The following is an 11,796-nucleotide window of genomic DNA, read 5'->3' as shown; positions in this document are numbered from 1 at the left end:
GCATATTTCATAATAATTATCAGTTTGTATCTTTGTGTCGGCGCACGGCCGGGCCTGCCGGGCGACAAAAAAGGGCGACCCTCCTGCGAGAATCGCCCGTTCGATACGCGCCCCGCGGGACGCCCGCGCTTACCGCGGCCGCTTGTCGATCACGCGGCGCGCCTTGCCGGTCAGCGTGCGTTCGACGAAACCGCAATCGGCCACGTTCACGCGCGCGCTGATGCCGATGTAGGCCTTCACCGCCGCCTGCAACTGGCGGCCGATGACCTCGCGCTCGTCGGCGCCCAGGCCGGCGAACTCGCCACGCACTTCGGTCAGAATCTCCAGCTCGTCCAGGTTGCCGTTCTTGGTCAGCACCAGTTGGTAGTGCGGCGCCAGTTGGGCCACCTTCAGCACCAGTTCCTCGACCTGGGTCGGAAACAGGTTCACGCCGCGCACGATCAGCATGTCGTCGCTGCGGCCGGTGATCTTGCCGATGCGGCGCATGCTGCGCGAGGTGGGCGGCAACAGGCGTGTCAGGTCGCGCGTGCGGTAGCGGATGACGGGCATCGCTTCCTTGGTCAGCGAGGTGAACACCAGCTCGCCCTCTTCGCCATCGGCCACCGGCTCGCCCGTGTCGGGATCGATGATCTCGGCGTAGAAGTGGTCTTCCCACACCACCGGGCCGTCCTTCGATTCGACGCACTCGCTGGCCACGCCCGGCCCCATCACTTCGGACAGGCCATAGATGTCGACCGCGTCGATGCCGGCCTGCGACTCGATGTCGGCGCGCATCTGGCCCGTCCACGGTTCGGCGCCGAAAATGCCGATGCGCAGCGAACTTTGACGTGGATCAATACCCTGCCGGCGCTGCTCCTCCAGAATGTTGCAGAAATAGGAGGGCGTCACCATGATGATGCTGGGCTGGAAATCCTGGATCAGCTGCACCTGCTTCTCGGTCTGTCCGCCCGACATGGGGATGACCGTGCAACCCAGCCGCTCGGCGCCGTAATGCGCCCCCAGGCCGCCCGTGAACAGGCCGTAGCCGTAGGCCACGTGGATGATGTCGCCCGCCTTGCCGCCCGCCGCGCGGATCGAGCGCGCCACCAGGTTGGCCCAGTTGTCCAGGTCCTGCGACGTATAGCCCACCACCGTCGGCTTGCCGGTCGTGCCGCTGGACGCATGCACGCGCGACACGCGCTCGCGCGGCACGGCGAACATACCGAACGGATAGTTGTCGCGCAGGTCTTTCTTCACCGTGAACGGGAATTTCGAGATGTCCGACAGCTGCTTCAAGTCGTCCGGATGCACGCCTTTTTCGTCGAAGGCGCGCTTGTAGTGCGGCACGTTCTGGTACGCGTGGTTCAGCGTCCACTTCAGCCGTTCCAGCTGCAGCGCCTGGATCTCGTCGCGGCTGGCATGCTCGATGGGGTCCAGCCCGGGCTTGCTGATCGTGTTGGACATGAGTCTCTCTCCTGGAATATCACCGGGCGGCGCGCGCCGCCCGGATGGAATGCGATGCTTTGCTCAGGCTCGGCGGCCCGATCCTGCTCGGTGTGCGCAAGGTCAGGCGGCGTCCGGCGCGTCGCCCACCACCTGCCCCTTGATGCGGTACGAACGGCCGCGGAACACCGCCACCGGCTTGCCGTCCTGGTTGCTGACGGTGATGTCGTAGATGCCGGTGCGGCCGGCCAGCGAGCGCTCCTGCGCCTCGGCGGTCAGCACGTCGCCCTCGAACCCCGGCGCCAGGAAATCGATGGTGCAGCCCGAGGCCACCGTGCTGACATTGCGCGAGTTGCACGCGAAGGCGAACGCGCTGTCGGCCAGCGAGAAGATGAAGCCGCCGTGGCAGGTCTTGTGGCCGTTGAGCATGTCGCCGCGCACACGCATGGTGACGCGCGCCTGGCCCGGCGCGATGGAGACGACCTCCATGCCCAGGCCCTGCGTGGCCGCGTCGTTGGCGTACATGGTTTCACGCACGGCCTCGGCCAGCGCCTGGGGATCGGTGGGCACCGTCACGGAAACGTCTGCGGAAACGTTGCGGTTCATCATTGCCCCTTGAACTGCGGCGCGCGCTTGTCCAGGAAGGCCGCCACGCCTTCGGCGTAGTCGGCGCTTCTGCCCAGTTCGCGCATCATGTCGCGCTCCAGGTCCAACTGCGTGGCCAGGTCATTGCCCAGGCTCTGCTGGAGGGCGCGCTTGGTGAAGGCCAGCCCCTTGGTGGGCGCCTGCGCAAAGTGCGTGGCCAGCCTGTCCAGCGTGGCGTCGAACTCCTCGTCGGCCACGCATTGCCAGATCAGGCCCCACTGCTCGGCCTGCCGCCCGCTGAGCTTGTCGCCCAGCAGGGCCAGGCCCAGCGCGCGCGCGCGGCCCACCAGACGCGGCAGCGCGTAGGTGCCGCCCGTGTCCGGAATCAGGCCCAGCTTGCAGAACGACTGGATGAAGCTGGCCGACTCTTTCGCGATGACGAGGTCGCCCGCGAACGCCAGGTTGGCGCCGGCGCCAGCCGCCACCCCGTTCACCCCCACCACCACCGGCATGGGCAGCGCCTGCAGGCGCTTGACCAGCGGGGCGTAATACTTCTCGACCGTCTCGCCCAGGTCGGGCGGCGAGCCGTCGGCCGCGGGGCGGCGTTCGCTCAGGTCCTGGCCCGCGCAGAAGCCGCGGCCCGCGCCGGTCAGCACCAGCACGCGCGCGCCTTCGGTCTCGACGCGAGTCAGCGCGTCGGCCACTTCGCCGTGCATGCGCGCGGTGAAGCTGTTGAGCTTGTCGGGACGGTTCAGCGTCAGGCGGGCGATGCCGCCTTCCAGGGAGAACAGGATGTCTTCGTAGGCCATGCGACGATGTCTCGGGTTATTCGTTATCGGGCGGATCGCGGGTGTGTCGGCGCGCTTACACGTGCCAGCGCGTCTGCACGACGCGGAAGCGGTTGGCGACGAACGCCGCGTCGGACAGCGCGGCATTGGCGGCCGGGTTGGCGCCCGTGCCGTGGAAATCGCTGAAGGCCGCGGTCTGGTTCACGAACACCGCGCCGGTCAGGTTCAGCGACAGCGACACGCCCGCCACCTCGGCGGCGTCCTGCACGCGCGCGGCGACGGCGTCGTCGCGCGTGTACGCGGCCAGCGTCAGCGCGCCGTGCTCGCGCACGGACTCGCGCGCCAGCTCGATGCTGTGCTCGGTCGAGTCAGTGGCCACCACGAAGGCGATCGGGCCGAACCACTCCTGGCGCAGCGCGTCGTTGCCGGCGTCGGCGCGCAGCACCAGCGGCGTGCGCACGCGCGCGCCCTCGAACTGCGGATGGGCCAGCTCGCGGCTGTCGGCCACCACGGGCAGGCCCAGCGCGCGCGCCTTTTCGATACGCGCGGCGGTGGCCTCGCTTTGAATGGCGCCGGTGAACTCGACGGCCTTGGCCGGATCGGCCAGCAGCTTGTCCAGCGCGGTGCCCAGCGCGGCGGCCACGTCGTCGAAGCTGACATGGCCGTCGGCCGTCTCGATGCCGTCGCGCGGCACGTAGATGTTCTGCGGCGCCGTGCACATCTGGCCCGAGTACAGCGACAGCGAGAACGCCAGGTTGCGCACCACGCCCTTCAGGTCGGGCGCCGAATCGATGATGACCTGGTTCACGCCGGCCTTCTCGGTGTAGACCAGGGCCTGGCGCGCGTTGGCTTCCAGCCAGTCGCCGTTGGCGGTGCTGCCCGTGAAATCGACAATCTTCACTTCGGGGCGCAGCGCCAGGTCTTGCGCGGTGTCGTCGCCGGCTTCATGCGCCGCCAGTTGCACCACGTCGGGATCGAAGCCCGCCTCGGCCAGCACCTCGCGCGCCACCTTGACCGTGATGGCCAGCGGCAGGATCGCGCCGGGATGCGGCTTGACGATGACGGTGTTGCCGGTCGCCAGGCTGGCGAACAGGCCGGGATAGCCGTTCCAGGTGGGAAACGTGGAGCAGCCGATGACCAGCGCCACGCCGCGCGGCACGACGGTGAAGCGCTTCTCCATGCGGATGGGCTCGTTCTTGCCCTGCGGCTTTTCCCAGATGACGCTGCCGGGCACGCGGGCCATTTCCTGCCAGGCGTAGGTCACGGCCTCCAGGCCGCGGTCCTGTGCGTGCGGGCCGCCGGCCTGGAAGGCCATCATGAAGGCCTGGCCGGTGGTGTGCTGCACCGCGCTGGCGATCTCGAAACTCAGCTTGTTCAGGCGCTGCAGGATCTCCAGCGACACGCCCACCCACGCGCGCGGGCCGGCGCGGCGCCAGGATTCCAGCGCGCGCCCGGCGGCCTGGATCAGCGCATCGGGCCGCACGCGGGGATAGGTGATGTCCAGGGCGAAACCGAAGGGCGACACCTCGCCGCCGACGGCGCCGTCGGCCAGCGGCAGGTCGATCGGGAAAGGCTTGCCGCGCAGCGCCTCGAAGGCGGCCTGGCCATCGGCCGCGGCGGTTTCGCCATAGTTGCGCGGGCTGGGCGATTCGGGGTGCGGGCTCCAGTAGCCGCGTTCGGCGGCGGCGCGCTGCGCCTGTTCCAGCACGCCCTGGTGGCGTTCGAAGAAATCCTGAGACACGGGCAATCTCCAGTGGTTGGCGCGGCGCCTGCGCGGCCCGCGCGTGTATGGGATAAGGGTCAGGTTTCCTGGTCGAAATCGATGACCAGGCGGTCGCTGACCGGGAAACTCTGGCAACTGAGCACGAAGCCGCGCGCCACCTCATAGTCTTCCAGCGCGAAGTTGGCGTCCATGTCCACCTCGCCCTCGATGACCTTGCAGCGGCAGGTGGAACACACGCCGCCCTTGCACGAATACGGCAGTTCGATGCCCTGGGCCAGCGCCGAATCGAGCACGCTGTCCTGGTTCTTGTCGATGAAGAACGTGCGGCTGTGGCCGTCCTGCACCACGGTGACTTCGCACTGGCCCTTGCCGGGCGCGGCCAGGGCCTCGCGCCCGGTACGCAGGGCGCGCGGGCCCTTGGGCGCGCCGAACAGCTCGAACTTGATGCGGTCCTTCGCGATGCCCTGCGCCTGCAAGTGCTCGACCACGCTTTCGATCATGGTCTGGGGGCCGCACACGAAGGCATAGTCGATCTGCGCCGGCGGCATCCACACGCGCAGCAGCTGGTCGACCTTGTCGCCGTCCAGGCGGCCGTTGAACAGGTCGATGTCCTGCGCCTCGCGGCTCATGATGTAGACCAGCGAGAAGCGCTCCATGTAGCGGTTCTTCAGGTCCTCGATCTCTTCGCGGAACAGCACCGACGACGAGGCGCGGTTGCCGAAGAACAGCGTGAAGCGGCTGTCGGGTTCGGTGGACAGCGCCGTCTTGACCAGCGACAGCACGGGCGTGATGCCGCTGCCCACGGCGAAGGCCACGTAGCGGCGCGCCTGCGTGGGGTCGAATTCGATGGTGAAATTGCCGGCGGGCGGCATCACTTCCAGCGTCTGGCCGGCCTGCAACTGGTGATTGGCCCAGCTGGAGAACACGCCCTCGTCGACCTTCTTGATGGCCACGCGCAGCACGCCGTCGCCGGGCGCCGAACAGATGGAATACGAGCGGCGCACCTCCTCGCCGGACAACTGCGTGCGCAGCGTCAGGTATTGGCCGGGCCGAAAGGCGAAGTCGTCGGACAGGTCTTGCGGCAGGTCGAAAGTGACCACCACGGCGTCGCGCGTGTTGCGCGCCACGGACGCCACTTTCAACGTATGGAATGCGGTCGAGTTCATTGTTGTGCCCTCTTGGCGCCTGGCGCCCCCTTCACGAGGAAGGAATCACACGGGAAGCGGTCCGGCGTGCTCATCATCGGATCCGTCTAGTGTGTCTTGAAGTAATCGAACGGTTCGCGGCAGGCGCTGCAGCGGTACAGCGCCTTGCACGACGTCGAGCCGAAATTGCTGACCAGCCGGGTGTTGGACGAGCCGCAGTGCGGGCACGCAATGGCGGGCTGGCTGACGCGCCGGCTGATGCCGGAGATGTCCACGGCGCGCTGCGCGGGCGCGGCGATGCCGTATTGCGCCAGCGCCTGGCGGCCCCGCTCGCTCATCCAGTCGGTGGTCCAGGCCGGCGCCAGGCGGGTCTCGATGCGCACGCTGGCCACGCCATGGCCGGCCAGCGTGCGTTCGATGTCCTGCGAGATCTCGCGCATGGCCGGACAGCCCGAGTACGTGGGCGTGATGGTGACCACGCACGTCTCGCCGTCCCAGCCGACCTGCCGCACCACGCCCAGATCCACCACCGACAGCACGGGGATCTCGGGATCGGGCACGGCTTGCAGCCAATGCATGACCTCGGCCTCGGGAACGTGGGCGGCGGCGTTCGTGTTCACCACGTCGCTCCGGGGTAGGCGCGATGCAGATGCTGCATCTCGGCCAGCACATAACCCAGCTCTTCGGTGTGGCGGCCCTGCCGGCCGCCGCGCTGCGCGGCATGGAACGACTGCGCGTCGTCGGGAACCGTCAGCGTGGCCTCTTCCAGCACCTCGCGCACGTGTGCCAGCCAGGGCTCGCGCAGCGAGGCCAGCTCACAGCCGATGCCGCGCGCGGCCACGTCGCGATCGATGTCGTCGTCGGTGAACAGCTCGCCGGTGAATCGCCAGACGTCGTCGACGGCGGCCTGCATGCGGGCATGGCTTTCGTCGGTGCCGTCCCCCAGGCGCACCACCAGGTCGGCCGATCGGCGCACGTGGTAGGTGACTTCCTTGATGGACTTGGCAGCGATGGCGGCCACGCGCTCATCCTTCGACTGCTGCAGGTTCTGCAGCAGGAAGTAGTGCCAGACGTCGTAGAAATATTGGCGCGCCATGGTGTCGGCATAGTTGCCGTTGGGGCGTTCGGCCAGCAGGGGATTGCGGAACTCGGGCGCGTCGCGCAGATAGGCCAGCGCGTCCTCGTCGCGGCCCGCGCCTTCGACCTCGCCCGCCAGCGTCAGCCACAGGCGCGCCTGGCCCAGCAGGTCCAGCGCGGTATTGGTCAGCGCCAGGTCTTCTTCCAGGATGGGACCGTGGCCGGTCCACGCCACCAGGCGCTGCGCCAGCACCAGATTGCCGTCGCCCAGGCGCAGCAGGGTTTCGAACAGGGATTTGTCCATGTGCCGCCCGCCTTACATGTGCTTGATTTCGTCGGGCATCGGGAAGAACGTGGGATGCCGGTAGACCTTGTTGTTGGCCGGCTCGAACAGCGGTTCTTTATCCGACGGGCTGCTGGCCACGATGTCGGCGGCGCGCACCACCCAGATGCTCAGGCCCTCATTGCGGCGCGTATAGACGTCGCGCGCATTGTTGATGGCCATCTCGGCGTCGGGCGCGTGCAGGCTGCCGACGTGCTTGTGCGCCAGCCCGTGCTGGCTGCGGATGAAGACTTCCCACAGGGGCCATTCTTTGCTCATGATGCGTTCCTGGGGCGCGCGGCGCCCACGAGTAAGGAGGTCGATGGCCGGCGGCAGGTGCGTGCCGGCCGTGTCGGAAAGACCGGTGCGGCTCAGGCGGCCTTGCGCCGGGCCTGCTTGTCGGCGTGGGCGACCAGCGCGTCGCGCACCCAGGCGCCGTCCTCGTGCGCCTTGACGCGCGCAGCCAGGCGCTCGCGGTTGCACGGGCCGTTGCCCTTCAACACGGCGTGGAACTCGCTCCAGTCGATCTCGCCGAAGTCGTAGTGGCCGCGCTCGGCGTTCCACTTCAGGTCGGGATCGGGCACGGTCAGGCCCAGGTATTCGGCCTGCGGCACGCTCTGGTCGACCATCTTCTGGCGCAGTTCGTCGTTGGAGAACAGCTTGATCTTCCATTGCATGGACTGCGCGCTGTTGGGCGAATCGCCGTCCGGAGGACCGAACATCATCAGGGCGGGCCACCACCAGCGGTTGAACGCTTCCTGGCACATGGCCTTCTGCTCGGGCGTGCCGTTGCGGCACATCTCGATCAGCAGGTCATAGCCCTGGCGCTGGTGGAAGGACTCTTCCTTACAGACGCGCACCATGGCCCGCGCATACGGGCCGTAGGAACAGCGGCACAGCGGGATCTGGTTGATGATGGCCGAGCCATCGACCAGCCAGCCGATCATGCCGATGTCGGCCCAGGTCAGCGTGGGGTAGTTGAAGATGCTGGAGTACTTAGCCTTGCCCGAATGCAGGTCGTCGACCAGTTGGTCGCGCGACACGCCCAGGGTTTCGGCGGCGCTGTACAGGTACAGGCCATGGCCGGCCTCGTCCTGCACCTTGGCCAGCAGGATGGCCTTGCGCTTGAGCGACGGCGCGCGGGTCAGCCAGTTGCCTTCGGGCAGCATGCCGACGATCTCGGAATGGGCGTGCTGCGAGATCTGGCGGATGAGGGTCTTGCGGTAGGCCTCGGGCATCCAGTCCTTGGCCTCGATGCGCACGCCGTCGTCGATACGGCGCTGGAAGGCCTGCTCGGGACCGGTCAGTTCATCGACGCCGCGGACTTTCTTGACGCCGGTTTCGACCAATTGCGCGTACATGGCTTGTCTCCTGGGAGGGGCGGCTGTGCGGGGGCGCGAGGAACGCCCGGGCGGATTGCCGCTCGATGAATCCATTATTTAATACAGAAAAACGATTGTCAAACAAAATTCCGTATCACGTTCGATTTATGTATCATGTCATGGACCGTGCGCCGCCCGCCCGGCGTCCCGTCCCCATCACCCGCCGGTTTCCGGCTGTTTCATGGCCACTGCCCCCTCCCCGCTGGACCGCTTCATCGCCCGCTTGCTCAAGCAGGATCCGCCGCGCGCCAAGTCGCTGTGCGTCAGTCTGCTGGGCGATGCGCTGGGCCCGCACGGCGGCGCCATCTGGCTGGGTGACCTGATCGAGCTGCTGGCGCCGGTCGGCATCAACGAGCGCCTGCTGCGCACCAGTGTGTTCCGCCTGGTGGCGCAGGACTGGCTGCGCGCCGAGCGCCACGGCCGGCGCAGCCTGTACCTGATGACCGAGCGCGGCCTGCGCGACACCGCACGCGCCTCGCAGCGCATCTACGAAGGGCCGGCGCGCGAATGGAACGGCGAATGGACGCTGGTGGCCCTGCCCCGGGTCGGCAACAACGGGCTGGCCGAGCGCGCCGAACTGCGCCGCGAATTGCTGTGGGAAGGCTTCGGCATGGTGGCGCCTGGGCTGTTCGCCCATCCGCAGACGGAAGCCAGCGCGGCGCACGCCATCCTGGACAGGCTGGGCATCCCCGACAAGGCGCTGGTGCTGTCGGCCCGCGACCTGGCCGGCGCGGGCGGCCTGCCCATCGCCAGCCTGGCCACCCAATGCTGGAACCTGGACGACGTGGCCGAGCAGTACCGCCAGTTCAGCCGCAACTTCGGGCCGTTGGAAAAGCTGCTGGACGAGGCCCCGGCCTCGCCCGAACAGGCCTTCGCCGCGCGCGTGCTGCTGCTGCATAGTTGGCGGCGCATCGTGTTGCATGACCCGCGATTGCCCGGCCCCATGCTGCCGGACAACTGGCCGGGGCATCCCGCGCGCGAACTGTGCGGACGGCTGTACTGGAAGCTGTTCGATGCCTCGGAGGCGCACCTGGATGCGCTGGCCGGGCGCGAGAACGAAGGCTATCGGGCGCTGCGTCCCGAGGCGCTGGCGCGGTTTGGCGGACGGCCCTTGCCTGCCGCGCAAAGCGACGCCGCCTGATTCCGGGCTGGCGGCCGTGGATGGGACGGGTGGGTTTGCTGGGGCGGGATCTGAGTTCTTGAGCGCCGGAGGCACAACTGCGAAGTCTCGTCCTCGCCCTCTCGGGCTCCGGGCGTGACTTCTCCGTCATGCCACCGGCTCATGTTTTCTCGTGTCCGGCGCGCCCTTCGGGTTGGTGATCCGCCGGGACATGCCTACAATCAACTCATGACGCCCCATTCGGTCCGACGCATGGCCACGCAGCACGGTTGCCGCCCACCGCGGCGCACCGGCGCGCGCGCGCGCCTGAGCCGGCCGGGCACGACCGGACCTGCCGCGGCCTTCGCCGCACATGGCTGAGCCCGGCGACCGCCTCTTTTCCCCCAATCAGCGCATTTCCCAGGTCGTCGGGCCAGCCCGCGCAACCGCCGTGGCTTGCCCCCTGCGCAAGCCCGGCCACCTCGGAGTGACACCCATGCAAACTGCTGATCTGGAACGTACCCTGACCGAACTCGACCACGCCCGCCTCACCGGCCTGTTGGCCCGCATGTCGGCCGATGGCCTGCCGCCGGGCGTGGAAGATACCGCCCAGGAACTGCTGGATTCGGTCGTTACCGTCCCCGCACAGGAAATCGACGCCAACGTCGTGACGATGCGTACGCGCGTCAGGTTGGTGACGGCCGATGGCCAGGACATGGCCGTGGTGCTGTCCTATCCGTCTGAAAGCAATGCCGCCGCGGGGCAGATTTCCGTGATGTCGCCGCTGGGCTTGAGCCTGCTGGGACAGCGAACCGGTCAATCCGTGCAATGGCAAGGTCCGGACCGGATCCGGCACGAGGCCATCCTGGCGGGCATCGACTATCAGCCGGAAGCGGCGGGCGATTACGGGACCTGAGCGCTCGGATTGCCGGTGCGGGGAAGCGCGCGCCGCAAAGCGCGGCACTTCCCGTCACGCCAACCCCAGGGTATCGAGATGCCGCTCTCCGCATACCCCAAGCCCGGCCGGGCTGCCCAGCCCCGGCGCGCAGGCGATGAAGGACAAGGTCCAGGCCGCCCTGACCGCCCTGCCCAGCTCACGTCCGGAAGACGCATCCAACCCGCTTGGAACGTCCAGGGCCAGCACGGGGATGTTCCAGCCGTTGATCGTGTCGACCCGCGCCTGCCAGATCTCGTCCAGGGGACGGTTCAGGCCGATGCCGAACAGGCCGTCCAGCGCCAGGGCGGGGTGATTGGCAGGCAGGTCGGACAGCGTCGAGCCGCCTGCCTGGCGCCAGCCGTCGTAGGCCAGGCGCGCATCGGCGGGCAGGCGGTCGGGGTCGGCATACAGCACGACCTGTACGGGATGGCCCCAGGCGCGCAGCCAGGTGGCCGCCACCAGGGCGTCACCGCCATTGTTGCCAGGCCCGGCCAGGGCCAGGACGGGCAATGAAAGGACGGGGTCTGCCGGGTTCGCTTGCCCCATCTGCGCCAACCGGGCCGCCGCGAAACGGGCAGCCGCGAGGCCCGCGCGCGGCATCAGGGCGACGCCTCGGGCCAGCGCCTCGCGCTCGATGCGCCGGATCTCGTGGACAGGCAGTTCCATCGCGATCCTCGCCTGGCGCCTAGATCTTGAGCATGTGCTCGCGGTAGTACTTCAGTTCGTCGATGGATTCGTAGATGTCGGCCAGCGCCTCGTGGCGGCTCTTCTTCTCGAAACCCTTGTACACGGCCGGCGCCCAGCGGCGCGCCAGTTCCTTCAGCGTGCTGACGTCCAGGTTGCGGTAGTGGAAGAAGCGCTCCAGGTTCGGCATGTACGCGAACATGAAACGGCGGTCCTGGCTGATGGTGTTGCCGCACAGCGGCGACTTGCCCGCCGGCACGTGCTGCGACAGGAAGGCGATCAGCTCGGTCTCGGCCTGCGCCTCGGAGATCGTCGATGCCTTGACCTTGTCGATCAGGCCGCTCTTGCCGTGGGTGGACTTGTTCCAGTTGTCCATGGCGTCCAGCAGGCTGTCGGGCTGGTGGATCACCAGCACCGGACCCTCGGCCACGATGGTCAAGTCGGGTTCCGTCACGACGACGGCCACCTCGATGATGCGTTCCTTCTCGGGATCGAGCCCGGTCATTTCCATGTCGAGCCAGACCAGGCGATTTTCGTTCGCAGCCATATAATTTGCCTTTAGAAAACGCGCCATTTTCTCACACGCCGTGCCCAGCACCCTGCCCCTGTTTACCCAGCTTTTCGTCTTCCTG

General features: G+C 67.9%; 13 protein-coding genes. 2 read left to right on the top strand and 11 right to left on the bottom strand.

Annotated elements, in window-relative coordinates:
* Window positions 1-129: 129 nt before the first annotated feature.
* The 9 genes from paaK to paaA all read right to left on the bottom strand — a co-directional run bounded on the left by paaK (window position 130) and on the right by paaA (window position 8,423).
* A complete protein-coding gene (paaK, locus tag A7W11_RS07480; RefSeq protein ID WP_066410371.1) occupies window positions 130-1,443 on the bottom strand; it encodes a phenylacetate--CoA ligase PaaK in 1,314 nt (437 codons plus the stop codon).
* Between the two features lie 102 nt (window positions 1,444-1,545).
* Window positions 1,546-2,028 (bottom strand): hydroxyphenylacetyl-CoA thioesterase PaaI, encoded by a 483-nt coding sequence (paaI, locus tag A7W11_RS07475; protein WP_066410424.1) that lies wholly within the window; start codon window positions 2,026-2,028, stop codon window positions 1,546-1,548.
* Window positions 2,028-2,816, bottom strand: coding sequence for a 2-(1,2-epoxy-1,2-dihydrophenyl)acetyl-CoA isomerase PaaG (gene paaG / locus A7W11_RS07470; protein ID WP_066410370.1), 789 nt, complete (start codon window positions 2,814-2,816; stop codon window positions 2,028-2,030). The genes paaI and paaG overlap by 1 nt, the downstream gene beginning before the upstream one ends.
* Window positions 2,817-2,871: 55 nt before the next feature.
* On the bottom strand, window positions 2,872-4,536 hold the full coding sequence (gene paaN / locus A7W11_RS07465; protein WP_066410369.1) for a phenylacetic acid degradation protein PaaN: 1,665 nt from the start codon (window positions 4,534-4,536) through the stop codon (window positions 2,872-2,874).
* A 59-nt stretch (window positions 4,537-4,595) separates the two neighbouring features.
* A complete protein-coding gene (gene paaE, locus A7W11_RS07460; protein ID WP_066410368.1) occupies window positions 4,596-5,684 on the bottom strand; it encodes a 1,2-phenylacetyl-CoA epoxidase subunit PaaE in 1,089 nt (362 codons plus the stop codon).
* A gap of 86 nt (window positions 5,685-5,770) precedes the next feature.
* Window positions 5,771-6,241, bottom strand: a complete 471-nt coding sequence (paaD, locus tag A7W11_RS07455) for a 1,2-phenylacetyl-CoA epoxidase subunit PaaD (RefSeq protein WP_066410423.1) — start codon at window positions 6,239-6,241, stop codon at window positions 5,771-5,773.
* 38 nt (window positions 6,242-6,279) lie between these two features.
* A complete protein-coding gene (paaC, locus tag A7W11_RS07450) occupies window positions 6,280-7,044 on the bottom strand; it encodes a 1,2-phenylacetyl-CoA epoxidase subunit PaaC (protein ID WP_066410367.1) in 765 nt (254 codons plus the stop codon).
* A 12-nt stretch (window positions 7,045-7,056) separates the two neighbouring features.
* Window positions 7,057-7,341: a 1,2-phenylacetyl-CoA epoxidase subunit PaaB gene (gene paaB, locus A7W11_RS07445; protein WP_066126010.1), complete on the bottom strand. Its 285-nt coding sequence runs from the start codon at window positions 7,339-7,341 to the stop codon at window positions 7,057-7,059.
* Window positions 7,342-7,433: 92 nt separating this feature from the next.
* Window positions 7,434-8,423: a 1,2-phenylacetyl-CoA epoxidase subunit PaaA gene (gene paaA / locus A7W11_RS07440; RefSeq protein WP_066410366.1), complete on the bottom strand. Its 990-nt coding sequence runs from the start codon at window positions 8,421-8,423 to the stop codon at window positions 7,434-7,436.
* A gap of 202 nt (window positions 8,424-8,625) precedes the next feature.
* On the opposite strand from paaA, the gene paaX reads away from it, so the two are divergent.
* Window positions 8,626-9,585 carry a phenylacetic acid degradation operon negative regulatory protein PaaX gene (gene paaX / locus A7W11_RS07435; RefSeq protein WP_066410365.1) on the top strand — a complete coding sequence of 320 codons (960 nt, stop codon included), beginning with the start codon at window positions 8,626-8,628 and terminating at the stop codon, window positions 9,583-9,585.
* Window positions 9,586-10,039: 454 nt separating this feature from the next.
* Complete coding sequence (locus A7W11_RS07430; RefSeq protein ID WP_066410364.1) at window positions 10,040-10,459, top strand: GreA/GreB family elongation factor; 420 nt, start codon at window positions 10,040-10,042, stop codon at window positions 10,457-10,459.
* Between the two features lie 54 nt (window positions 10,460-10,513).
* Here A7W11_RS07430 and A7W11_RS07425 read toward each other — a convergent pair whose 3' ends face one another.
* Together A7W11_RS07425 and orn are read right to left on the bottom strand one after the other, a co-directional pair.
* On the bottom strand, window positions 10,514-11,146 hold the full coding sequence (locus A7W11_RS07425) for an NAD(P)H-hydrate epimerase (RefSeq protein WP_066410363.1): 633 nt from the start codon (window positions 11,144-11,146) through the stop codon (window positions 10,514-10,516).
* A gap of 19 nt (window positions 11,147-11,165) precedes the next feature.
* The gene (orn, locus tag A7W11_RS07420) at window positions 11,166-11,711 is read right to left on the bottom strand and encodes an oligoribonuclease (RefSeq protein ID WP_066410362.1); all 546 of its coding nucleotides are present in this window, start codon (window positions 11,709-11,711) and stop codon (window positions 11,166-11,168) included.
* Window positions 11,712-11,796: the final 85 nt, after the last annotated feature.

It is taken from the genome of Bordetella ansorpii, from assembly GCF_900078315.1.
Taxonomy (GTDB): domain Bacteria; phylum Pseudomonadota; class Gammaproteobacteria; order Burkholderiales; family Burkholderiaceae_B; genus Bordetella; species Bordetella ansorpii.
This window is presented reverse-complemented; position numbering and strand designations above follow the sequence as displayed.